This is a genomic window from Streptomyces sp. NPDC056222 (genome assembly GCF_042264065.1).
Taxonomy (GTDB): domain Bacteria; phylum Actinomycetota; class Actinomycetes; order Streptomycetales; family Streptomycetaceae; genus Streptomyces.
Window position 1 is genome coordinate 12,794 of the sequence record NZ_JBHJTL010000013.1, and the last position, 22,945, is coordinate 35,738.

Here is a 22,945-nt window from a genome sequence, read left to right on the forward strand (position 1 = left end):
TTCCTGGACAATGGACCCATGGAGATTCTCTGGTTCCTGCTCGCGATGGGGCTGCTGTTCGCGGTCCTCGCTCCGATCCTGAGGCGCCGCCGCGCCGTCGGAATCCATCAGGTCGCCCCCGGCGCGCCGGACGCCGCGGACCCCGAGGCGTACGGTTTCGCGCGCCAGGAGCAGCAGGACGTACGGATGCCCGGCCCCGACGCCGACCTGCTCGACGTCCTCGACGTGGTCCAGGCGACCCAGGACTGGCGGGCGGCCTCGCAGCTCCTCGCCGGCACGGAGAAGGAGGGCGAGGTCCGCTGGCAGCGCGTCCAGGCGTTCGCGGGCGCGGCCTCGCTGGAGCTCCAGCAGAAGCCCGGCGTCGGAGGCGCGTGGCTGCGCGCCTGGCGCGCCGACTCGCCCAAGGACCCCGGCGGGGCGGCCGTACACGCCGAGTTCCTGGTCCAGCAGGCCTGGCGCTCCTCGGCGGCCGGCACCGACGACTTCCGGATCATCCTCGAAGAGGCGAAGAAGGTGAGTGAGGAGGCGGCGCTGCTCGCCCCCGGCGACCCCGTCCCGTACATCGTGCAGCTCGCCGTCGCCCGCGGACTCGGCTACAGCCACGAGGAGTTCGACCAGGTCTGGGCGAAGATCATCGACCGCGCCCCGCAGCACATGGGCGCGCATCTGGCCGCCCTGCACTTCTGGTGCGAGAAGTGGCACGGCTCGCGCGCGGACGCCGACCGCTTCGCGACGGCGGCCGCGGCCCGCGCCCCGCAGGGTTCGCTGCTCGCCGCACTGCCGCTGTTCGCGGTGTACGAGCACCTGCCCGAGATCGTCATCGTCCAGGACTTCTACCGGACCGAGGTGGTCAGGAAGGCGATGGAGGGCGCGCTGTACGCCGTCCACTCCGCCCGCCCCGACGACCCGATGCTCGCGCACGTCCGTCATCTGCTGGTGCTCTTCCTGGTCCGCGGCGAGCGCTGGTCCGAGGCGATGCACCAGCTCGTGCATGTGGACGGCCACGTCGGCGCGCTGCCGTGGACGCTGAGCGAGGACCCGGCCGCGGAGTACACCGTGTACCGGAACCTGGCGGTGGCCGGGTACGAGGCGAACGGCGGAAGCCCGGCGACGCTGCCGCGCTAGCGGCCCCCGTCGGCACGGGACGGGCGTCGGAACGGGGTGTCCGCACGAGTAGGGCATCACACGCGGTGTCGGCACGAGAAGGGCATCATTACGCGGTGTCCGCACGGGACGGGCGTCGGAACGGGGTGTTCCAACGGGGGCCCGGTAACGCGGTGTCCGTACGGAATGGCGTCGGTGGCGGCGGCCGTACGGGACGGGCCAAATACGGTGCTTCCCGTACGAACGCCCAGGTCGGGCGCCCTTTCCTGGTGGACGGCAGCCGCGTCGATGGGTGATACTCCGCTTTCCCCCCACAGCACCACCGATCGCCTTTTCTCCGTGGGGGAACTCTGCCCGATGGGCGCTTCTCTGCGCGCGCTGCGCGCCCTCGTCCTGCTTGCCGGTTTCCATGTTCTCGGCTTCGCCCTGCTGGCCGTGCTCGGTCTGATCGACTGGGCGGCCACCCTCTGGGCCCCCGGTCCCTGGGCACTCAAGTTCTACGTCGTCACCGCCGTCCTCGCGGTCCCGATCGTCCGCGGCATGCTCATGCTGCGGACCCCGCAGGACGAGATCACCACGGGTGTCCTCGTCACCGAGGCCGACGAGCCGGGGCTCTGGCGGACCGTGCGCGAGCTGGCCGAGCAGGTCGGCACCCGTGCGCCGGACGAGATCCGGCTGACCGGCGAGGTCAACGCCGCCGTCAGCGAGGACTCCCGGCTCCTCGGCCTGCTGGGCGGCCGGCGCCGCCTCTACCTGGGCCTCCCGCTCATGGCCGGGCTGTCCGAGGCACAGCTGCGGGCCGTCCTCGCCCATGAGTTCGGGCACTTCACCCACGCGGACACGCGCCTCTCCGGCATCACCGCCCGCGGCCGCGTCCAGGTCGAACGGACCGTCGCGCACTTCGAGGCGAAGGCCGGCGGCAAGGTCGCCAAGGAGACCGCGCGACAGGAGAAGAAGGCCGCCAAACGGATCTCCAAGGGCAAGAAGGCCCGCGAGATCGACACGACCGGCGTGGGCTTCACCTTCCGCACGATGGCCCGGATCTACACCGCGTACGGACGTCTCTCCCTGCGGGCCACGCAGGCCGATTCGCGCCGCCAGGAGCTCGCCGCCGACCTCGCGGCCGCCCGGATCACCGGCCGCGACGCGACCGCCTCGGCGCTGCGCGAGATCGCCGTCGTGGAAGCGGCCAACGGCTTCTTCCTCGACTCCTACGCCACGCTGGGCGCCGAGTTCGGACTGCTGCCCCCGCACGGCGAGGTGATCGGCGGCGTCCGGCATCTGCTCGCCGCGCGCACGGAGGAGCTGGACGACCTGCGGTACGACCTGCCGACGCACCCAGCCTCCCCCTACGACTCCCACCCGCCCGTGGCCGAACGGGTCGCCCTCCTCGAAGCCCTGCCCGACGACGGCCGCGGCGCCGCGCCCTCGCGGCCCTCTCTCTCGCTGCTCGCCTCGCCCGAGCGCTCACTCGCCGCGGTGGAGGACGTATCGCTGACCGCCGACGCGTTGCGGATGCGCCGGGTGGAGTGGCCGGACCTGGTGCACGAGGCGATGAGCGCGCATTCGGTGCGCGAGGCGGAGCCGGTGCGGCGCGCGACGGCGGCGGTGGCGGGGACGGTCTCCGAGGGTTCGGAGCCGAGCGCGGCACTGAACGCTCTGCTCGACGCGATCGACGCCGGAAAGGCCTGGGCGATCACCGACCGGCTTCCGAAGTCGGAGCAGGCCGGTGCCGCGACGGGCCGTGCCGCCCGCGAGTTCGCCCGGCCCGTGCTGCGGCGTGGACTGTCCCGGCTGGTGACCGACGCCCTCACCGAGGACGGCCGGGCGCGCTGGCAGCTGTCCTGGGCGGCCGAGGCGAGCCTGCGTCTGCCGCCCGGCTACGCGGACGAACTCCCGGCCGCCCTGGACGCGGCGGTCACGGACCGCCCGGACACCGGCCCGCTCCGCACGCTTCTCCACACCTCCTGAACCTCCCGCCCCCGTACGAAGAAAGTCACCGAAGTCACCGTGATCATCCTCTGGATCGTCCTGACCCCCCTCGTCCTGGGCGTGCTGGCCCTCGGGCTCTACTTCCTCAAGGCCATCGTCCAAGGCACGATCGAGGGCCTGCGCTCCGACCCGGCCGCCGAGGCCGCCGCCGAGGAGACCGCCGCGCGCGTCTCGGCGCTGGGGCTGCTGCCCCCCGAGCGGCAGAACACCGAACTGCCCGCGCCGCTGCCGCCGGCCCTCACGGTCGCCATGGCGGCGGCCAGGGCGGGCGACTGGCAGCCGGCCGCCGAGCTCCTCGACGAGACGGCGAAGAACAGCGACTGGGAGCGCCGTACCCACGTCTGCCATCAGCTGGCCGACATGGCCGCCGACGACGACGCCTGGCTGCAGTCGTGGGAGGCCGCCCGGCCCGACGATCCGGCCGCGGCCCTGCTGCGGGCGCGCAGCACCGTGGTCCTGGCGTGGAACATCCGGGGCGCGAAGCGCGCGCAGTACACCACCCAGGAACAGTTCGAGGGCTTCCGCCGCACGTTGCTCCGCTCGCGCGACGAACACACGCGCGCCGCGGCTCTGGCGCCGGCGGACGACCCGGCCCCGTATCTGGGCGCGATCCTGACGGCGATCGGCCTCGGTCAGCCGCACGAGGAGATGCATCGCATCTGGAAGGAGATCACCAGCCGCGCTCCGCACCACTACGAGGCCACCTTCTCGGCCCTGCAGTACTGGTGCGCGAAGTGGCGCGGCTCCGAGGAGCTCGCCCGCGCCTTCGCCGTACGGGCCGCGGCGGAGGCCCCTGCCGGGACGCTGATGTCGGTGTTCCCGCTCATCGCCCACTTCGAGCACGACGACTCGGACACGGCCGACGTCGACCGCACCCCCGAGATGTACGCGACGGTCGACGCGGTCCTCGCCGACGTGGCCGCCGCCGACCCGGCCCACCCGCGACTGCCGGAGGTCCGTCACCTGCTGGCGTACTACCTGTACCTGCAGAAGCGGTGGGACGAGGCGCTCGACCAGTTCCGCCGGGTGGACGGCCACGTGGGCGCGTTCCTCCCCTGGCTCCACAAGGGCGACGCGGCGGAGGAGTTCTGCCGGATGCGCGACGAGTGCGTGGCCAACGGGTCGGGGGCCTGACCGGGACCGGGGGCCGGGGGCCGGGGGCCGGGGGGCGGGGGCCGGGGGGGGCGGGGCCCCGGGGGGCCGGGGGAATCCCTCCCGGCCCCCGGGCGTTGTGGGTAACGCCGACCGTCGAGGAGAAGCCGTATGTTCCTGTCACGCACCCCCGTCCTCCCCACGCCCGAGCAGGCGCTGAAGGGCCGCCCGGAGCCCGAGTTCTCGGTGCCCGAGCGCCACACCGTCCTCGGCAACCCCCTGCTCGGCCCGTACCCCGAAGGCCTTGAGGTCGCCGACTTCGCCCTCGGCTGTTTCTGGGGCGCCGAGCGCAAGTTCTGGCAGACCGAGGGCGTCTGGACGACGCTCGTCGGCTACCAGGGCGGCATCACCCCGAACCCGGCCTACGAAGAGGTCTGCTCGGGCCTGACCGGCCACACCGAGGCCGTCCGGGTCGTCTTCGACCCGTCGAAGGTCTCGTACGAGCAGCTGCTCAAGCTCTTCTGGGAGTCCCACGACCCGACCCAGGGCTTCCGCCAGGGCAACGACGTCGGCACCCAGTACCGCTCGGCGATCTACACCCACTCCCCCGCGCAGGCCACGGCGGTGGAAGCCTCCCGCGCCGCGTACCAGCGGGTCCTCACGGGCTCCGGCTACGGCACGATCACGACGGAGATCCTCCCTGCGGACGGCCGCACGTTCTTCCCCGCCGAGGGATATCACCAGCAGTACCTGGACAAGAACCCGACGGGCTACTGCGGCATCGGCGGCACGGGCGTGTCCTGCCCGATCGGAGTGGCGAAGGCCGACGGCTGACGTCGCGTGGGCTTCGGAACCCATGCGCAGGGCACGATCACCTTCGTCCCGGCGGACAGCTGCCGGGTGACCTCCAGCCCGTCCAGCTTCGGCATCCGGATGTCGGCGAGGACGACGTCCGGGCGCAGGGTGCGCGCGAGGTCGACGGCCGTGGAGCCGTCGGCCGCCTCGGCGACGACGGTCATGTCCGGTTGCGAGTCGAGGATGAGCCGGAAGCCGCTGCGGACGTCGTCCTGGTCGTCGGCGATCAGGATGCGGGTGGTCATGTGCGGTCTCCGGTCCGGTCCAGGGTGGCGGTGAGGCGCCAGATGCCGTCGTGGGCGGTGGTGGTGTGCAGCGTGCCGCCGCTCGCGGGTACGGGGGTGATGGCCGGGGCGGGCGCCGTCGTTGGTGACGGTCATCGTCACCTCCCCGTCGACGAGGGCCAGTTCGACCTCCACCCAGGTCGCTTCGGGGGCGTGCCGACGTACGTTGGTCAGCGCTTCGGTCGCCACCCGGTGGAGCGTGGCGGCGGCCTCCCGGGAGAGCGCGCGTTCCACGCCGTCACCGATGCCGAGACGGCTCGCGATCCGGCCCTCCTCGCCGAACCTGCGGACCAGCCGGCGGGCGGCGCGTGCCGACCTCGTTCACGGTGACCCTGGCCGGCGCCGGGGCGCTCGCCCTGATCGCGCTCACCACGCTCGGCGCCTTCGGCTGGAACGGCCCGGAGACCATGGGCCACCCCGAGTCCCCGAAGGGGATCGCGTACGTGGTCATGACCGCCTGCTACGTGCCCCTGCTCGCCTGGGGCCCGCTGCTCGCCGTGGCGACCGCGCATTATTGGTTGCGCCGTCGTCGGGCCACGCGTCTAGACTCGATCGCATGGGTTCGTACTACTACTTTCGCTGATTCCGGCCGCGGACACGGTCTGACCCGCTGATCCGGCGCCCTCGGGGCGCGGCGGTGGTGGTCCCGGTGTCCCTTCCTCCGGCCCGAACGAACCCCACCTCCAGGGAGAGATCCCATGCGCGAACGCGCCCAAATGACCATGCACGACGTCTCCAAGGCCTACGGGGACCGCTCCGTCCTCGAACAGGTCTCGTTCACCGTCCGTCCCGGCGAGAAGGCCGCCGTCATCGGTGAGAACGGCTCCGGGAAGTCCACGCTGCTGCGGCTCCTCGCCGGGGCGGAGGCCCCGGACACCGGGGAGGTCACCGTCCGCTTCCCCGGCGGCACCGCCCACCTCGCCCAGACGCTCGCCGAGACCTTCGGCATCGGCCCCGGGCACACCGTGCGGAACACCGTCGACGCGGCGCTCGCCGAACTCCGTTCGATGGAGCGGGAGATGCGGGCGGCCGAGGAGTCGCTCGGCTCCGCGACGGCCGAGGAGCTGGCCGCGTACGGGGAGCTGGCGGCCCGGTACGAGGAGCGCGGCGGGTACGAGGCCGACGCCCGGGTCGACGCCGCGCTGCACGGGCTCGGCCTCGGGCACATCGCGTACGAGCGCCGCGTCGGCACCCTGTCGGGCGGCGAACAGTCCCGGCTCGCCCTCGCCTGCGTCCTGGCCTCCGGCGCCGAGCTGCTGCTGCTCGACGAGCCGACGAACCATCTCGACCGGGCGGCCGCCGGCTGGCTGGAGGAGCGGCTGCGGACGCACCGCGGCACGGTGGTGGCCGTCACCCACGACCGGGCGTTCCTGGAGGGGATGGCGACGGCGATCCTGGAGGTCGACCGCGACACACGCGCGGTGACCCGGTACGGCGACGGCTGGTCCGGCTACCGCGCGGCGAAGGCCGCCGAACGCCGCCGCCGCGTGCGGGAGCACGAGGAGTGGCGGGAGGAGGTGGCCCGCACGGAGGAGCTGGTGGCCGCGGCCGGTCAGCGCCTGGCGGTGTCCGGCAAGGACCCGCGCCAGGGCTTCGGCAAGCACCGCCGCTCCCACGAGAACAAACTGTCCGGGCAGGTCAGGTCGGCCCGGGTAAGGCTCGAACAGCTGCGGAGAACGCCGGTACCGGCCCCACCGGAGCCACTGCGCTTCACGGCCCGGCTGACGACGACGGCTCCCGGCGCCCCGGCACCGGCGAACCGCGACCCGCTCAGGCCCGGATCCGGCTCCGGGCCCGGCACAGAATCCTGGCCGGACGGCGGCCCGAGGCCGGGCGACGGCCCAGGCGCGGTGGACGGGCCGAGCGTGGTCGGCGGTGTGCTCGTCGAGCTCGCCGACATCGTCGTCGGCGAGCGGCTGCGGATCGACAAGCTGCGGATCTCGCCCGGCGACCGGCTGCTCGTCTCCGGGCCCAACGGGGCCGGGAAGACGACCCTGTTGCGGGTCATCGCCGGGGATCTGCGACCCGACAGCGGCACGGTCGTCCGGCCGGGCCGGGTCGGGTACCTGGCCCAGGAGTTGCCCGCCGTGCCGTCCCGTGAGCCGCTGCTCACGGCGTACGCGGCGGGCCGCCCCGGGCTGCCCGAGGAGCACGCGGACGAGCTGCTCGCCCTCGGGCTCTTCCGGGAGGAGGACCTGGCCGTGCCGGTGGCCGCGCTGTCGGTGGGCCAGCAGCGGCGGCTGGAGCTGGCCCGGCTGGTGAGCCGGCCGGCCGACCTGCTCGTCCTGGACGAGCCGACCAACCATGTCGCGCTCTCACTGGTCGAGGATCTGGAGGCGGCCCTGGCCGCCTTCGAGGGGGCCGTGGTCGTGGTCTCCCACGACCACCGCTTCCGCTCCGGCTTCGGCGGCACCCGGCTCGAACTGTGCTCAGGCCGTGCCACCTGACGCGGCACCTGACGCGGCACGCAGCATCGCGGCGGTCGCCGCCGGGTCGTAGCCGGGGGCGACGCCGTCGATCAGGAGCACAGCGCCCGGGATGTGGCGGGTGCGCAGCGGAATCAGCTCCTGATAGGCGGCGGAGTCGTACCAGCCGCGCGCCTGGTCCATCGAGGGGAAGCCGATCATGACGAGCGCCCCGAGCCACTCGCCCTCCCGGACCTCCCGCTCGGGGGCTCCGTGCACGAGGAAGCGGCCGCCGAAGGGGTCCAGCGTCGCCTGGATGCGTTCCATGTAGGTGAAGACCTCCTCGTCGAGGACGGTCGGGGGGTTCAGGTTCGCGAGGGCGTATGCGGTCATGACGCAAGCGTGCCGGGGCAGGGCGTACGGGGTCGATTACCTCGTACGTCATGCCCCGGCACACATCCCGTTCGGGAGGAGCGCTCGGATCGGTCAGATCGTCGACGCGTCGATCACGAAGCGGTACCGCACGTCGCTCGCCAGCACCCGCTCGTACGCCTCGTTGATCTGGTCCGCGCGGATGAGCTCGATCTCCGCGCCCAGTCCGTGCTCCGCGCAGAAGTCCAGCATCTCCTGGGTCTCGGCGATGCCACCGATCGCGGAGCCGGCGAGCGTCTTGCGGCCGAGCATCAGCGGGAACAGGTTGAGCGCGATCGGCTCCTCGGGAGCGCCGACGTTCACCAGCGCGCCGTCCGTCCTGAGCAGCCCGACGTAGGCGGTGAAGTCGAGCGGGGCGGAGACGGTGGAGACGATCAGATCGAAGGAGCCGGCCAGCTCGGTGAAGGTCGCCGGGTCGTTGGTGGCGTAGTAGTGGTCGGCGCCCAGCCTGAGGCCGTCCTCCTGCTTCTTCAGCGACTGGCTGAGCACGGTCACCTCGGCACCGAGCGCGTGGGCGATCTTGACGCCCATGTGGCCGAGGCCGCCGAGGCCGACGACGGCGACCTTCTTGCCGGGGCCGGCCTTCCAGTGGGCGAGCGGCGAGTAGAGGGTGATGCCCGCGCAGAGCAGCGGGGCGGCCTGGTCGAGCGGGATGCCGTCCGGGATGCGCAGGGTGTAGTTCTCGTCGACGACGATGTGGGTGGAGTAGCCGCCGTAGGTCGGCTCACCGTCCTTGTCGAGGGCGTTGTACGTGCCGATCATGCCCTTCGCGCAGTACTGCTCCAGGCCCCGGAGGCAGTACTCGCACTCCCGGCAGGAGTCGACGAAGCAACCGACGCCGACACGGTCCCCGGCCTTGTGCTTGGTGACCCCGGTGCCGACCTCGGTGACGATCCCGGCGATCTCGTGGCCGGGCACCATCGGGTAGATGCCCTCGCCCCAGCCGTCACGGGCCTGGTGGATGTCGGAGTGGCAGATGCCGGAGAACTTGATCTCGATCAGGACATCGTGCTCGCCGACCGGGCGGCGCGGCACGGTGGTGCGCTCCAGCGGCGCGTTGGCCGCCGGTGCGGCGTAGGCGGGAACGGTGGTGACGTTGGTAGTCATGGCAACCACCCTGCCGACCCGGGCGGACCGTACCCAGCCCTCTGTTGTGCCTACGACCAGCGTGCATACCACTGGCAGGGTCAGGAACACTGCACATTCGACAGGAACAGCGCGCCGTTCGAACGTACGACCTGGGATACTCGGGACGCATGGATCTCAGTGCCGAACTCAGCGAATTCCTGCGCTCGCGCCGGGCCCGGCTGAAGCCCGAGGACGTCGGGCTGCCGGAATTCGGCCGGCACCGGCGCGTACCGGGGCTGCGCCGGGAGGAGCTGGCGCAGCTGGCCGGTGTCTCCGTCGCGTACTACACACGGCTCGAGCAAGGGAACGGCCGCAATGTGTCGATGGAGGTCCTCGACTCGATCGCCCGGGCGCTGCGGCTGGACGACAGCGAGCGGGCGCATCTGACGCATCTGGCCAAGCCCACGGCGAAGAAGAAGCACCACCGGGCCGCGATCGCCCGGCCCCAGCAGCTCCGGCCGGGCCTCTCGCAGCTGATCGACTCCATGGAGACCGTCCCGGCCCTGATCGTCGGCCGACGGCTCGACATCCTCGCCTGGAATCGGATGGCACGGGCGCTGATGGGCGATTTCGCGGCCTGGGAGCCGCGTGAGCGGAACATGGCGCGGATGGTCTTCCTCGACCCGAACACCCGTGATCTGTACGTCGACTGGGAGTGCAAGGCCACCGAGGTGGTGAGCATGCTGCGGCTGTACGCGGGCTGCTACCCGGAGGACCCGGCGCTCCTTGAGCTGGTGGGTGAGCTGTCGGTACGGAGCGAAGACTTCCGCTCGCTGTGGGCCGCGCACACGGTCGCCGACAAGGGGCACGGCGCGAAGCGGCTACGGCATCCGCTGGTGGGCGAGATGACGCTGAAGTACGAGTCGCTGAAGGTCGCCGGCTCGGACCCGGACCTGGTACTCGTGACGTCCTACGCGGAGCCGGGGTCGGCGTCGGCGGACGCGCTGCGGCTGCTCGCACAGTGGGGCGCGGAGGAACCGGTCGTACGGTAGCCGCCCCTGCGGTACCCGCGGACGGAAACGGCAGCGGCCCTTGCGGTACGCGCAGACGGAACGGTTGCGGCCCCGCGGTACCCACCTACGGAAACGGCGGCCTCCTTCCATCGGAAGGGGCCGCCGTTCCCGTACGGGTGTGCCGGGTGGATCAGACCGCCGAGCCGGCCTTCCACGCCGACCAGCTCATGTTCCAGCCGTTGAGGCCGTTGCTGGGCGAGATCGTCTTGTCCTTGGAGTTCTTGACGATCACGACGTCGCCCACGATGGAGTGGTCGTAGAGCCAGGCGGCCATCTGGTTCGGGTCGCCGGCGCCCTTGACGTCGTTCAGGCCCACGCAGCCGTGGCTGGTGTTGGCGGAGCCGAAGATCGAGTCCGGGCCCCAGTAGTTGCCGTGGATGAACGTGCCCGAGGTGGACAGGCGCATGGCGTGCGGGACGTCCTTGATGTCGTACTCGCCCTTGCCGTCGTCGTCGGTGAAGCCGACGGTGGCGCCGTTCATCCGGGTCTCCTTGAACTTCTCGGAGATCACCATCTCACCGTTGTAGGTGGGGTTCTCCGGGGAGCCGGCCGAGATCGGGATGGTCTTGATCGTCTTGCCGTCCTGCTTGACCGTCATGGTCTTGGTGGCGACGTCGACGGTGGAGACCTGGTTGCGGCCGATCTTGAAGGTGACGGTCTTCTGCTGGACGCCGTAGACACCCTCGGCGCCCTCGACGCCGTCGAGGTTCAGCTTCAGCGTGACGGTCGAGCCCTCGGTCCAGTAGTCGTCGGGGCGGAAGTCGAGGCGCTGGGAGTTGAACCAGTGCCCGACGACCTCCTGGCCGCTGCTGGAGGTCACCGTGATGCCGCCCTGGACGGCCTTCTTGTCGGTGATCGCCTTGTTGAAGTTGATCGAGACCGGCATGCCGACGCCGACGGTGGAGCCGTCCTCGGGCGTGAAGCTGCCGATGAAGCTGTTGGCCTGGGAGACGGTGGTGAAGGAGGTGTTCTCGTGCGCCTCCAGGCCGTCCGCGTCCTTGGCCGTGGCGGCGATCTTGTAGACGGTGGCGCGCTTGAGCTGCCCGGTGGGCTTCCAGCTGAGCTTGTCGGCGGACATCTCGCCCTCGACGCTCGCGCCCTCCGCCGTGGTCATCGTCACTTCGGACAGCGTGCCGTTGGTGACGGTGACCTTGGCGTCGTTGTTGATCGACGCGTTGGCGGTGCCGTTCTTGGGCGAGATGGATATCTGGGCCTTCGACGTCTTCTGCGCCGCGGCCTCGTCGACCTGTGCCTGTGACTGCGCCGACGCGGAGCTGTCGGCGGCGCCACTCTTGTCACCGTCGCTGCACGCCGAGAGCACCAACACGCCGCCGAGCACCGCGGCGGCAGCCGCCAGGCTCTTGCGGCGCTTGCTGTCCGTCATCACACGCATCTCCATCGTCGCCGAATCCCTGCCAACACTCGTCAAAACATCCATGAGACCCTGCCCGGTTCCGTAACCGGAAGGTTTGTGGGGAACGCCACTGATCGACACGCGGCCGCGGAGCGTCCGGTTCCCGTACAGGCTCCCGTACGGGATTCCGTTCAGACCAGGTACCGGATTCCGAACAGCGGGAAGCCCCGGTACGGGACGCCCGTACCGGGGCTTCCAGGGGTGCCACGCCCTGCTAGACCCGTTCCGTGTCGTCCTCGTCCACCTCATCTTCCTCGTCGAGGTCCCACTCCTGGGCATCGGGGTCGTAGTCGACCTCCTCGCTGGTCCAGGAGGCCTGGACCAGCTCGATCCCGGGGACCTGCCTGACGAGGTCGAAGGGCTCGATGAGGTAGGCCAGCGCCTCCGCGCTGTCCTCGTGGACGGCGGAGCGGGCGTGCACGCGCTCGTCCTCGGGCATGAACTCGTCGGTGTCGATGCGGCCGACGGCCGCCTCGGTCAGCTCCTCGGGGCCGTCGATCTCCAGAACGACCTCGACGCGAAGCCGTACGTAACGTGATGTCTCGGAAGTGCTCATACGTGGGAGCGTAGAGCTCAGTGGGGTCTCGACTTTCCTGCGACCCGCAGTGTTCATTAGCATCGGCGCACCTACCAATTCGCGGTTTCCGCAAGGGGGATCGAATCTCTGTGTCCGTCGCTCGACGCCCGCTGCTGACCGCCACGGCGGCCGGGACGCTGCTGTTCGCGCTGTGGTTCGTCCCTTCCGCGAACGCCACCGACGATGAGCGGGTCACCTCGACCCAGCAGGAGCGCGAGGCGGGTGAGAAGCGCCTCGCCGAGACCGGCAGCCCGGACACGACGCCGTATCTGATCGGCGGGACGGGCTTCCTGGCCGTGGGAGCGGGATTCGTGACACTGGCGATGAGACGCGGCGGCCGGGTGCACTGAGCCGGTACGACGGAAGGGCCGCCTGAGCCGGTACGACGGAAACGGCGCCCGAGCCTGCACGACGGAAGGGCCGCCTCCCCCGCACATGGGGAGGCGGCCCTTCACGTTTCGGCCGACGCGGAGTCCCTACGCCAGCGGACCGGTGACCGGCTCCACGGCCGCGACGAGCTTGCCCTCGCGGACGAAGACGTCGGCCGCCTCCAGGTCGGGGGCGAGGAAGCGGTCCGGTCCCGGGCCCTCGACCCCGGCGGCGCGCAGGGCCTCGATGACGGCCTGCGAGGCGGGGGCGGGGGTCAGGCCGCGGCGGAGCTCGATGCCGCGGGTGGCGGCGTAGAGCTCGACGGCGATGATCCGGTTGAGGTTGCCGATCGCGGTGCGCAGCTTGCGTGCGGCGGACCAGCCCATGGAGACGTGGTCCTCCTGCATCGCGGAGGACGGGATGGAGTCGGCGGAGGCCGGGACGGCCAGCCGCTTCATCTCGCTGACCAGGGCGGCCTGGGTGTACTGGGCGATCATCAGGCCCGAGTCGACGCCGGCGTCGTCGGCGAGGAAGGGCGGCAGTCCGTGGGACCGGTTCTTGTCGAGGAGCCGGTCGGTGCGGCGCTCGGCGATGGAGCCGAGGTCGGCGGCGGCGATGGCGAGGAAGTCCAGGACGTACGCGACGGGGGCGCCGTGGAAGTTGCCGTTGGAGCGGACCTGGCCGTCGGCGAGCACCACGGGGTTGTCCACGGCGGAGGCGAGCTCGCGGTCGGCGACCAGGCGGGCGTGGGCCATGGTGTCGCGGCCGGCGCCGGCGACCTGCGGGGCGCAGCGCACGGAGTACGCGTCCTGGACGCGCGGGGCCTCCTCCTCCTGGAAGTGGCCGGTGAGCCCGGAGCCCTGGAGCACGGCGAGCATGTTGGCGGCGGAGGCGCCCTGGCCCGGGTGGGGGCGGATGGCGTGCAGCTCGGGCTCGAGGACCTTCTCGGTGCCGAGGAGGGCCTCGAGGGAGAGGGCCGCGGTGATGTCGGCGGACTTGTAGAGGGTGTCGAGGTCCGCGAGGGCCATGATCAGCATGCCGAGCATGCCGTCGGTGCCGTTGAGGAGGGCGAGGCCCTCCTTCTCGCGGAGCTCGACGGGCCGGATGCCGGCGGCGGCGAGGAGCTCGCCCGCGGGCTTCACGGTGCCGTCGGGGCCCTCGGCGTCGCCCTCGCCCATCAGGGCCAGGGCGCAGTGCGAGAGCGGCGCGAGGTCGCCGGAGCAGCCGAGGGAGCCGTACTCGTGGACGACCGGGGTGATGCCGGCGTTGAGGACGTCGGCCATGGTCTGCGCGACCTCGGGCCGGACGCCGGTGTGCCCGGAGGCGACGGTCTTGAGCCGCAGGAACATCAGCGCGCGCACCACCTCGCGCTCGACGCGCGGGCCCATGCCGGCGGCGTGCGAGCGGACGATGTTGCGCTGCAGCTGGGCACGGAGTTCCGGGCTGATGTGCCGGGTGGCGAGCGCGCCGAACCCGGTCGAGACGCCGTACACGGGCTCGGGCTTGGCGGCGAGCGCGTCGATGACGGCGCGGGCGTCCGCGAGGGCCTGTACGGCATCGGTCGAGAGCTCGACGTGGGCGCCGTGCCGGGCGACGTCGATGACGTCCTGGGGGGTGGTGCCGGACGTGCCAAGGACGACGGTGTGCATATCCATATTCAGAACCTTACGGACTGAAGACCAACATGTCACTAGTCATCCACCGGACGGGCCCTTACCCGACCCGGAACGATCACCGAGCGTTGATGTCGACCGGCAGCCTGCTGTGGCCCGCGAGCCTGGCCTCGGCCGGAGCCTCCTCGGGCAACCCGGTCACGACGGCGTAGACGGCGAGCCAGGTGCTGCCCATGGGCCGGGGCCCCGTCGCCTTGATCCGGTACCGGACGGTGCGCTCGGTGCCACGGGGCAATGCGGTTCCACCGACGGTCTGGTAGAGCACGGCGACATCGCCGGCGACCACGATGTCGGCCGCGCGCCAGCGGCCCGCGGCCGGGTCCCAGCGCTCGGCGCGCAGGCCCCAGTCGGCGGGGCCGCCCTCCTCCCAGGAGGGCTCCATGGCGAGCCCGACGGCAAGGCGTGCGTAGTCGCGACGGGTGTCGTTGCGCAGGGTGACGGCGAACTCCTGAGCGGCACCGCCTCCGCGTACGACGAGTCGGCCGCCCTTGGTGACGGGGGTGACGGTGACCTGGGCCCGTACGGGACGGGAGGGGGCGCTCGGCTTGAGCGAGGACCGGCTCACGCTGGGCGTGGGACTCGGCTCGGCGACGGCGGACGGGGACGCCGACGGAGCGGTGGTGGACGGTGTCACCGTGGGGGTGAGGGTGACACGCGGCGGCTCCGAAGCCTTCCGGCCGGCGCCGCCGTCCTTCTCCCCGCACGCCGCCAGCCCGACGACGAGCGCCGCCCCGACCACGACCACGACAGCGCGCCTCATGCCCCACCCCTTGTCCGCCCGGCACCACACCGAAAGCAGCAGATCGTCTCGCGGGACGCCCCCGGGAGTCCAAGGCCCCGGCGCACCTCGTTACACACCCGGGACGGGCCGGCCGCGTCACGCCTCCCGAAGCGGTCGTAGGCCTTCAGGCGCCCGGGCCCGGTGGAGGCAGCCTCCCCGACGCCGACGCCCAGAACGGCGACCGCTCTTCATGCAGCGGATCCCAACGCCGCATGTAAGCGCCGCTCACGTCCCCGACGGCCGCGGCTGCTCCGGCGGGACCGAGCTCTCGGCAACGGCCATCCACTGGTCCAGGTCGGCCTGGGTGAACTCGGTCCATGGCGGGATTTCGGGGAGTTGGCGGAGGAGGTCGTAGGCCTCGGAGATCTGGGGGCCGCGGAGGACCGGGCAGTGGCAGCCGGCGACGACCTCGGCGTTCAGGTGTTGGAAGTCGGTGACGACCGTCCCGAACTTCTGGGCGTCCAGCAGGGCGACCCAGGGGGAGACCAGGCGCCCGCCGAAGAACTGGCCGTCGCGGAATTCGGCCGGCGACATCGCCGCCGTTTCGGGCATGGGGGTCGGCACGTTCGTGGCGAAGGTGTCGACGGCCCACAGGACGTTGGTCTTCGGGTCGAAGAGGCCGCGGGTGGTGGGGTTGTCGTACAGGGGCGGTCGCTTGGCGACCAGGGTGCGGTCGCCCGCGTCGATCGTGTCGCCGTCGGTCATGAAGCGGCACCGGTTGATGGGAGTCTCCCACTCCTCGGCCATGCGGCCGATGGAGAACCATGTCGTCAGCAGGGTCGCGTTGGGGCATTCCGCGAGGACCGCCAGGAGGTTGCCGGCGTGGTCGCGGTCGTCGTGGGTGAGGAAGATCCACCGGACGTCCAGGGGATCCACGACGGACCAGGCGGCCTCCAGCCACTGGGAGCGCACTGCGGGTGCCCCGGTGTCCACGAGGACCGGTTCGGCTCCCCGGATCACCATCGAATTCATCGGGAAGTGGCCGACCGGCGGGGCCTCCAGGGCCCACGGGATGACGAACGTCTCCTCGGCGATCTTGTACGGCTGCAGAAGGTTGAACGTGTCCAGGGTTGTCATCGCTGCTCTCCCTAACGAGGAGTCGCCGCAGCGTCCATAAATCCAGTGCAGCCCCGTGCCGGGCCGACGTCAAACGCGGCACTCCTGACCGTCGGCTTCGGTGAGCAGACTGATCGCCCCCGCGGCCCCGCGAGGTGGCGGGGACAATGTGGCGTACGGCGGAGGCGGGCGCCGGCCGGGGTGCACTCATCGCATGAGTGTTGCCCGACGGCCCGCGGTCCTGCGGAGCGCCGTCCTCAGCGCCTGCCGGCGCGGACCCGCCGTACCCGCAAGCCGACTGCGGCGCCGACGAGCGCGATCCCGACCAGGCCGGCCGTGGTCCACCAGCCCGTACGGTCACCACCGCCGCCGGCCACGCCCAAGGAGGACGAGGGCGAGGACGGATCGGCCGGACGTGTCGCGGACGAGGACGGTGCGGCGGAGGACGGCGCCGGCGCGGAGGGGACCGGGGCGGGCACGGACGCGGAGGGGGTGACGGCGCCGGGCGGCACCGGGTCGACCACCGGAACGGCGATCTCCGCCTCCCCGTGGCCGAGGGCGGGGAACCCCACGTCGACGGTGACCTTCCAGGTACCGGGAGCGAGGCCTTCCGCGGTCATCCAGCCGGCGCGCGTGCCGGGGACGCGGACCAGTCGCCACGGCCCCATGGAGCGGGTCCGGTCGATGCTGGTCGCGTTCACCGTGGCGGCGACCGCCTCCTCGACGGCGTCCCCGTCGTTCTCCCAGGTGATCTCGGTCGTGATGTGGCCGTCCCGCTGCCCGGTCACCACCACCTTGACGGTATCGCCGTGGGCTCGTGCGGCGGACGGCATGGCCAGGGCCTGGGCGAAGAGCATGAGCAGGAAACCGAGGGCCGTGAAGGCGCGGAAAGCGTGGCGTGTACGCATCGTTGCGGTGCTCCTGGTGCGTGAGATGCGGTGGGGACGTGGTGCGGTGAGGACGTGGTGCGGTGAGGACGCACCACGGGGGAACCGGTGCGTCGGTGGACGGTCGCGCGCGGTCGCCGTCCACCGACGCCGGATCAGGTGACCGGGGCGCGGGCCCCGGTCCGACGGCCGATCAGGAGATCTTCTGGACCGTCCACGCCTGCGTCGCGAGGCCGTTCGCGAGCTGGAGGTCGAGCAGCCAGCTCCCGTAGTACGGGCGGTTGCTCACCGTCAGGGCGTAGGTGCCGCTCGGGTCGGTCACGGTGATCGCTCCGCCGCGGCTGGACACCTTCCACTTCTGCGTGGCGATGTCGCCGCAGGGCTGCTGGGCGATCCACATGCCCGCGGCGGGGGCGCCTCCCGTCTGCAGGCACTTGCTCGACACCGCGGAGCGGAGGCGAACGAGCCCGCCGCCGGCGTCGTCGAACAGCCACTGCTGCTGCGCATAGCCGTTGGCGCGCGCCCCGACGAGCACCGTGCCGTCGGCGGAGCGTCCGCCCCAGACCTCGGCGGCCATGCCGGTGCCCGAGTTGCCGAGGGTGTAGCGGGTGCCGGGGGTGGTCGTGCCGCCGCTCGCGTCGGCCGTACGGAAGGAGGTCTCCCTTCCGGCCCCGCTGTCACGGCCGGACCCGTCGCGGACCGAGACGGCGACCTTGTACGCGGTGCCGGGCCGGAGGTTGTAGATGCGCAGCGACTGCGACTGGACCCAGGTCAGGTGCTTGCCGTCCAGCAAGACCTGGTACCAGACGGCGCCGTCGACCTTGGGCCAGCTCACGACGGCGGCCGTGGACTGTATCTGGCCGGCCGTCACCGCCGGGCCGCCGGTCGGCTTCGTGGGCGTCGGGGTCGGTGTGGGCGTCGGGCTGGGGCCCGGGTCGGGGGTTGTGCCGCCCCCGGAACGCATCAGGAACTGGTTGTCGGCGACGTTCCAGTGTGTGGCCAGGTAGCTGCCGGCCCTGGGGTTGGTGTGGAAGTAGTCGTCGTGATTGCAGTCCAGGATGTTCTCGGCCGCCTGGTTGGAGCACACGTACCGCATCGTGGGGTAGTACGGGGTGTCCGAGTAGCACATGACGTCGTACTCGTCCGTGCAGTGTGCGCCGCGACTGGTGTTGGGGGCGCTGTTGTTGACCGCGCCGAGGTTGTGGCCCAGTTCGTGCGCCGCGGTGTGACCGCCCCAGCAACCGGCATCGGTGCGTCCGTAGGAAGGGCCGAAGTTGCTCTGATTGTTCTGGCCCGGTCGTTCGTCACCGGCGAACGTGCCTATGCCGCAGTAGACCTTGGTGTCCGCGAAGATCATGTACTTGCGGTCGCGCCGGTCGAGGCCCTTGCCGGCGAGCGCCCTGTTGGTCGCGCTGAACTCGGAGAGCGCGGACGACGGGAGCTCGATGTTGAGCACGGTCGGCGTGCAGTCCGCCGCGGTCACGTAGCGGATATGGCGCACACCGCCGGTTTCCTTGGCGCTGGCCGAGTAGATGAGGTCGGCGTCGGCGGCCCACTTGCGGAACGAGGCGACGTATTCGGCGTACCGGTCGCGGTCGGGTCCGTGCACGTACACGACCTGCACACGGTTGCCGGTGCTTCCGTCTCCGTCGCACTGAACGGTCTGGCCCGCGGGGCCTGCGGCGACGGCCTGGCTGCCGGACGAGGCCGCCGGCTTCGGGGCCGCGGCGGCCGCGGTCCTGGCGCTGCCGGCGTCGGCGGCGGGCGCATCCTGGGGGCGCCCGGCGCCCTCCGTGGCGCCCGATGCAGGCTTGGCCGGGTCGGCCGCGGGGGCCTTGCCGGTGACTACGGGGGCTACGTCCGCCTTGATGTCCACGCCCTTGGGCGGGGCGTCGGGCCCGTGGGTGCACAGCCCCGCCTCGGTGCGGTAGACGCCTGTGCAGCGGTCACTCTTGTCAGCCGCCTTGAGGCCGTCGTAGACCATGCCACGCGCGGCGTCGTTGGCGGGCACGTCGACGATGGGCTCCGGCTCCTCGTCCTTGGCCGGGGCGGCGGCCGGCGCGAGGGTGTCCGTGGTGGATCCGGCCTGTGCGGATGCCTCTGCCCGGGCGGATGTTCCGGCCTGAGCGTCGTCCCCCATTCCGGAGTAGGCGATGCCTCCGGCGATCACCGCCGCCGATGCGATGGCGGCGGTGACGAGTATCAACCCCCTTGGCTTGCGCCGATGTTCACGTCTTCTGCGATGTCTAGTCATGCGCACCTCAAATCCTTGGTCGGAGGAGTGGGTGCGCGAAGCCTGCCAGACGCGTGCGGTGGAGAATTCGGGCAAACGGGAATGGCCGCCGAGATATCCGACTGTTACCTTTGCTGCAAGATTTGATGAACAGTCAATTATGTTGCATGTGAGCGCAGTTGAAGCGAGGGACTCCAATGGCCCAGACCTTTTCAAGGGATCTCGTTATCGAATCGAGATAGACGAGGGGGCCTATTGACGGCAATTCAGTAAAGATTTCATCCAATTACTACCTCGTGAATTCCTCCCGTCACAAGCCGTGAGGAATCACCCGCACGCCACGCAACTGCTCCATCACAAGGAGGTGTTCGGAGACCGCCGCCCAAGACGGGGAGCCCACCGCCGGGCTCGGCGGTGCGGTCTCAAGCAGCGACCCCGGCCGACGGCGGCGGGCCGAGAACCGCGTGCGGACCGGGGAGCGTGAAGGGTCAGACGGTGCGGGCGCGCACGAACGCAGTGAAAGCGGCCCAGACGGCGGGCGCGACGGCCAGCTCGCCTTGGGTGTGGTCCTTACTGTCCCGGACGCGGACGATGCGGGGGGCGTCGCCTTCTGGGTCCACGAACCCATTTCGTCCCCGGCCTCAGTTCTCGTGCCTCCTCAGTGCTTCACGGATGGCCTCGTGGGATTCATCGACGCCGAGGGCGTCAGCGTGCAGACGATCGTAGATCCTCTGGAAACGGTCGGCCTCACTCATTTCGATCATGTAGCGGCCGGTGCCGAACCCTTCGGTGTAGGCCGTGCGTTCGCCCGACGGCAATGTGAGCAGGCTGATCGATCCATGGGCGGCGACACGCTCACTGCGCAGGACCTGGACGTTAATGAAGGGCCTCTCCGTGGCTTCGAGTAGACGCTCGATCTGCCCCCGCATCACCTGCTTGGACCCCATCACCCTCATGAGTGCGGACTCCTCCAGCACTAGCCAGTACCAGGGTGGGCAGGCGCCGTCGAACACGGCTTGCCGTTCGACACGTCGTCGCAGAACAGCATCGATGTCCACACCGCCGTCAGGGCGTAGTAGCCGCACGATAGCTCGTGTGTAGTCGGGCGTCTGGAGGAGACCCGGGACAACAAGCGAGAACTCGTGGATGGTCCGCGCCCGGTCTTGGTCCCTGAGGAACCCTTGCGCGTAGTCGTCAAGAGCCACCCGGTCTCGGATCTTCAGCAAGTTCACCAGCGACCCGCCCAGCTCCAGCACCTGGTCGAGCTGGCGCCCGAGTGCGAGGTCCGGCGGATCCCCGTTCTCGATCTCCGAGATCCGCGTGGTGCTGCTGAAGACCTTGGTGGCCAGATCGGCCTGGCGCCACCCGCGGCGCTTCCGCGCGTCCCGGACCATGTCGGCGATGAAGCTCTCGAGGCTCTCGCTCGGGTCGATCTCGTTCTCGGCCGGCATATGCCTCGTTTCCCGATCCCGTTCGGAAACCCAACTGCTGGTGAGCGTAGGGCTGTCGGCGCGATCGTGGAGGCGTCCCGGAGGAGATCCACCAGAAAGAGAGCCCTCCATGAGCACGTCCATGCACGCGCCCCCGATCCGCCCCGTCTCCGAGCCCGAGGCCGCGCAGGTGTTCCGTGACCTCAAGGCCGCGATGGAGGCGGCCGGCCTCCCCTCCACCGGCCTTTACCGCGACGTCAGGCGTGGCACGGGCACGGATGTCCACCTGTACGGCCTCGGCACCGTCACCCTGAGCGGCGCCAAGAAGCTGACCGCCGTCCTTCACGCGGCACGGTGGGAACGATGACGTACCGGAGAGGCGATGTGGTGACGGACGCGACCAGGGCCCTGACGGGCCAAGTCCGCGACGTGAACGGAACCGCACTGACGCTGGCCCGACCCAGCGGGCACGTGTGGCAGGCCACGGTCGAGCACTGCTGGACGGCGAGCCCGGAGGAGCGCGCGAGCATGACCCCGCGCGGGGCCGTACGCATCATCAGCACGTCGCTCGCCCCGCGTTCGGGAGCGAAGTAGCCGCGTGGAGGCGAGCCCCACGGGCCTCGCCTCCACGCGGTCAACCGAGTCAGGTCTGGGGCGAGTTGGCTCCCGAGCGCGACGCACACGTTCGGGGCATATTCACTCAACGCGTCGGCATCGCTACTTTCCGTGCGGTACGGTCGCCCCAACAACTCGGCCCCCGCGACGGCTGCAACCGTCGGCGAGGGCCTGAACCACCAGTGGAAGGCAACAACTCCCACCGTGATCTACCGCAACTTTATCGCGCCCCCGCGCGCCTTCACCCAGCTCTCCCACGAGCTGATCCGGCATCCGCGTCTCAGCTCCGACGCCGTTCGCCTCCTCACCTGGCAACTCTCCCTCCCCCAGGGCGCCAGGGAATCCCTCTCCCGAACCGCCGAACGTGCCCGGATCGGGTCAACGGCCTTCGCCCGCGCCAAACGACAGCTCAAGGACGAGGGCTTCGTCCACGAGCGGCGCGTCCAGGCACCCGGCGGCCTATGGGTCACCCAACAGCTCGTCTCCAGCGTGCCGTTGAGCGCAGGAGAGGCCACCAAGATCCTCGCCGGGATGCCCGTACGGACCAGCACGGAACGGGTGTCGCCGCAGGTGGCACCGAGTCCCGGGATTCCGGCCGCCGGTGAACCGACCGCCCCGTCGACCGACGGTCATCCAAAGAAACACCCGGAGGAAGACACCTCCAACCCTCCGCCCGAGCTCGAGCCCGAATCCGAGCCTGAATCCGCCGACGACGCCCCCGAAGAGGCCCGCGCCGCCGTCGCCGCCTTCCCCCTCCTCTCGCCCGCCCTGCGGCACATCCCACCCGGAATGCGCGACGAGTTGGCCCACCTCACCGCCCGCTGGCTCGCCGCCGGGCACACCTCCGCCGACGTCCACGAGCACGTCCTGCGCGGCCTCCCCGGCGCGAACACACCCGTCCACCGCCCAGGCGGCCTCCTGCGCCACCTGCTCCGCGACGTTCCACCCCTCGTCCCCGCGCAGGCCGTCCGCACCGGCCCCCGCCTCTCCCCACGCCTCGCCGGGACACGGGAGTGCGAGGGCGACCACGTCCAGCCGATGCTGTTCCGCCCACTCGCAGACGATACCCACTGCGCCGCCTGCGACAGGCACACGCCGAGTCCGCTTCGTACGCTCACGCCCGGATGAAGAAGGGCGGGTTGATCAGGCCGGCCGTCCCGAACTCCGCGAACGACTCGTCGGCCAATAGCCTGTATGTGAGTTCACTCATGGAGATGTCGTAGCGCCGCCACACCCCCGCCTCTGGGCGGAGCAGAACGGGCCAGGTCTCGGGCGCCACCGAGGGATCAGCGAGGCAAGCGAACATCTCCCGCGACTGACCCACCTTCCACTGGAGGACGCCGCCGCCCTTCCCTCCCGGCCGGTACATGCCGTACGGGAGGTAACTGTCGAGAACCACCGGGTGCCGCTCGACGATGCGCAGGTTCGCCTCCTGCGAGTCGGCCAAGCTCAGAGCACTCTCTTCGGGCCAGCATCGCGCATCTGCCGGCGTCGGCAGCCGATCGCAGGGCCGACTCGTGCGCCCTCCCGACACATCACGCCGCCGTGACCTGCGCATCCAACAGATCACCTCGACTTTGCAGTCGCACTGCAGAGCGGGACAGC

Annotated in this window: 23 protein-coding genes and 1 pseudogene; 11 read left to right on the forward strand and 13 right to left on the reverse strand. The window is 71.0% G+C overall.

All coding sequences use genetic code 11. The features are described 5' to 3' along the window. Positions 1–18: 18 nt before the first annotated feature. The 4 genes from ACFC0D_RS09070 (at position 19) to msrA (ending at position 5,022) form a co-directional block, all read left to right on the forward strand. Entirely contained in the window at positions 19–1,125 is a 1,107-nt protein-coding gene (locus ACFC0D_RS09070; protein ID WP_376432725.1) for a hypothetical protein, read from the forward strand. 336 nt (positions 1,126–1,461) lie between these two features. Then, the gene (locus ACFC0D_RS09075) at positions 1,462–3,075 is read left to right on the forward strand and encodes a M48 family metalloprotease (RefSeq protein ID WP_376432727.1); all 1,614 of its coding nucleotides are present in this window, start codon (positions 1,462–1,464) and stop codon (positions 3,073–3,075) included. Positions 3,076–3,114: 39 nt separating this feature from the next. After that, complete coding sequence (locus ACFC0D_RS09080) at positions 3,115–4,230, forward strand: hypothetical protein (RefSeq protein ID WP_376432729.1); 1,116 nt, start codon at positions 3,115–3,117, stop codon at positions 4,228–4,230. A gap of 129 nt (positions 4,231–4,359) precedes the next feature. Then, the gene (gene msrA / locus ACFC0D_RS09085; RefSeq protein WP_376432731.1) at positions 4,360–5,022 is read left to right on the forward strand and encodes a peptide-methionine (S)-S-oxide reductase MsrA; all 663 of its coding nucleotides are present in this window, start codon (positions 4,360–4,362) and stop codon (positions 5,020–5,022) included. Between the two features lie 53 nt (positions 5,023–5,075). Here msrA and ACFC0D_RS09090 read toward each other — a convergent pair. Further along, positions 5,076–5,288 (reverse strand): annotated as a pseudogene (locus ACFC0D_RS09090) (response regulator transcription factor); the annotation flags it as partial. Between the two features lie 347 nt (positions 5,289–5,635). On the opposite strand from ACFC0D_RS09090, the gene ACFC0D_RS09095 reads away from it, so the two are divergent. Together ACFC0D_RS09095 and ACFC0D_RS09100 are read left to right on the forward strand one after the other, a co-directional pair. After that, entirely contained in the window at positions 5,636–5,941 is a 306-nt protein-coding gene (locus ACFC0D_RS09095; protein ID WP_376432733.1) for a hypothetical protein, read from the forward strand. 84 nt (positions 5,942–6,025) lie between these two features. Continuing rightward, positions 6,026–7,774, forward strand: a complete 1,749-nt coding sequence (locus ACFC0D_RS09100; RefSeq protein ID WP_376432735.1) for an ABC-F family ATP-binding cassette domain-containing protein — start codon at positions 6,026–6,028, stop codon at positions 7,772–7,774. Here the strand turns inward: ACFC0D_RS09100 and ACFC0D_RS09105 are convergent. Both ACFC0D_RS09105 and ACFC0D_RS09110 read right to left on the reverse strand, forming a co-directional pair. Next, a complete protein-coding gene (locus tag ACFC0D_RS09105) occupies positions 7,757–8,125 on the reverse strand; it encodes a DUF1330 domain-containing protein (RefSeq protein WP_376432737.1) in 369 nt (122 codons plus the stop codon). The genes ACFC0D_RS09100 and ACFC0D_RS09105 overlap by 18 nt on opposite strands. A 93-nt stretch (positions 8,126–8,218) precedes the next feature. After that, entirely contained in the window at positions 8,219–9,271 is a 1,053-nt protein-coding gene (locus ACFC0D_RS09110) for an NAD(P)-dependent alcohol dehydrogenase (protein ID WP_376432739.1), read from the reverse strand. A gap of 149 nt (positions 9,272–9,420) precedes the next feature. On the opposite strand from ACFC0D_RS09110, the gene ACFC0D_RS09115 reads away from it, so the two are divergent. Then, the gene (locus ACFC0D_RS09115; RefSeq protein ID WP_376432742.1) at positions 9,421–10,284 is read left to right on the forward strand and encodes a helix-turn-helix transcriptional regulator; all 864 of its coding nucleotides are present in this window, start codon (positions 9,421–9,423) and stop codon (positions 10,282–10,284) included. Between the two features lie 151 nt (positions 10,285–10,435). Here the strand turns inward: ACFC0D_RS09115 and ACFC0D_RS09120 are convergent, their stop codons facing one another. Both ACFC0D_RS09120 and ACFC0D_RS09125 read right to left on the reverse strand, forming a co-directional pair. Then, the gene (locus ACFC0D_RS09120; RefSeq protein WP_376432744.1) at positions 10,436–11,704 is read right to left on the reverse strand and encodes an Ig-like domain-containing protein; all 1,269 of its coding nucleotides are present in this window, start codon (positions 11,702–11,704) and stop codon (positions 10,436–10,438) included. 229 nt (positions 11,705–11,933) lie between these two features. Next, complete coding sequence (locus tag ACFC0D_RS09125) at positions 11,934–12,275, reverse strand: hypothetical protein (RefSeq protein ID WP_376432746.1); 342 nt, start codon at positions 12,273–12,275, stop codon at positions 11,934–11,936. 110 nt (positions 12,276–12,385) lie between these two features. Between ACFC0D_RS09125 and ACFC0D_RS09130 the strand changes: the two genes are divergently transcribed. Next, positions 12,386–12,646, forward strand: coding sequence for a hypothetical protein (locus tag ACFC0D_RS09130; RefSeq protein WP_376432748.1), 261 nt, complete (start codon positions 12,386–12,388; stop codon positions 12,644–12,646). Between the two features lie 126 nt (positions 12,647–12,772). On the opposite strand, the gene hutH is transcribed toward ACFC0D_RS09130, so the two are convergent. From hutH to ACFC0D_RS09165, 7 genes are all read right to left on the reverse strand, one after another. Then, positions 12,773–14,314 carry a histidine ammonia-lyase gene (gene hutH / locus ACFC0D_RS09135; protein WP_376432915.1) on the reverse strand — a complete coding sequence of 514 codons (1,542 nt, stop codon included), beginning with the start codon at positions 14,312–14,314 and terminating at the stop codon, positions 12,773–12,775. A gap of 82 nt (positions 14,315–14,396) precedes the next feature. Continuing rightward, positions 14,397–15,098: a hypothetical protein gene (locus ACFC0D_RS09140; RefSeq protein ID WP_376432750.1), complete on the reverse strand. Its 702-nt coding sequence runs from the start codon at positions 15,096–15,098 to the stop codon at positions 14,397–14,399. A gap of 246 nt (positions 15,099–15,344) precedes the next feature. After that, positions 15,345–16,196, reverse strand: a complete 852-nt coding sequence (locus ACFC0D_RS09145; RefSeq protein WP_376432752.1) for an MBL fold metallo-hydrolase — start codon at positions 16,194–16,196, stop codon at positions 15,345–15,347. A 236-nt stretch (positions 16,197–16,432) separates the two neighbouring features. Then, positions 16,433–17,083 (reverse strand): hypothetical protein, encoded by a 651-nt coding sequence (locus tag ACFC0D_RS09150; RefSeq protein ID WP_376432754.1) that lies wholly within the window; start codon positions 17,081–17,083, stop codon positions 16,433–16,435. 172 nt (positions 17,084–17,255) lie between these two features. Next, complete coding sequence (locus ACFC0D_RS09155) at positions 17,256–19,268, reverse strand: RICIN domain-containing protein (RefSeq protein WP_376432757.1); 2,013 nt, start codon at positions 19,266–19,268, stop codon at positions 17,256–17,258. Between the two features lie 515 nt (positions 19,269–19,783). After that, positions 19,784–19,915, reverse strand: coding sequence for a DUF397 domain-containing protein (locus ACFC0D_RS09160; protein ID WP_376432759.1), 132 nt, complete (start codon positions 19,913–19,915; stop codon positions 19,784–19,786). A gap of 21 nt (positions 19,916–19,936) precedes the next feature. Continuing rightward, a complete protein-coding gene (locus ACFC0D_RS09165) occupies positions 19,937–20,869 on the reverse strand; it encodes a Scr1 family TA system antitoxin-like transcriptional regulator (protein WP_376432761.1) in 933 nt (310 codons plus the stop codon). Between ACFC0D_RS09165 and ACFC0D_RS09170 the strand changes: the two genes are divergently transcribed. The 3 genes from ACFC0D_RS09170 to ACFC0D_RS09180 all read left to right on the forward strand — a co-directional run bounded on the left by ACFC0D_RS09170 (position 20,856) and on the right by ACFC0D_RS09180 (position 22,468). After that, positions 20,856–21,092 (forward strand): hypothetical protein, encoded by a 237-nt coding sequence (locus tag ACFC0D_RS09170; RefSeq protein ID WP_376432763.1) that lies wholly within the window; start codon positions 20,856–20,858, stop codon positions 21,090–21,092. The two genes, ACFC0D_RS09165 and ACFC0D_RS09170, sit on opposite strands and share 14 nt — an antisense overlap. Then, complete coding sequence (locus tag ACFC0D_RS09175) at positions 21,089–21,319, forward strand: hypothetical protein (protein ID WP_376432765.1); 231 nt, start codon at positions 21,089–21,091, stop codon at positions 21,317–21,319. The genes ACFC0D_RS09170 and ACFC0D_RS09175 overlap by 4 nt, the downstream gene beginning before the upstream one ends. 132 nt (positions 21,320–21,451) lie before the next feature. Next, a complete protein-coding gene (locus ACFC0D_RS09180) occupies positions 21,452–22,468 on the forward strand; it encodes a hypothetical protein (RefSeq protein WP_376432767.1) in 1,017 nt (338 codons plus the stop codon). On the opposite strand, the gene ACFC0D_RS09185 is transcribed toward ACFC0D_RS09180, so the two are convergent. Next, positions 22,455–22,787 (reverse strand): hypothetical protein, encoded by a 333-nt coding sequence (locus ACFC0D_RS09185; protein WP_376432769.1) that lies wholly within the window; start codon positions 22,785–22,787, stop codon positions 22,455–22,457. The genes ACFC0D_RS09180 and ACFC0D_RS09185 overlap by 14 nt on opposite strands. Between the last annotated feature and the right edge of the window lie 158 nt (positions 22,788–22,945).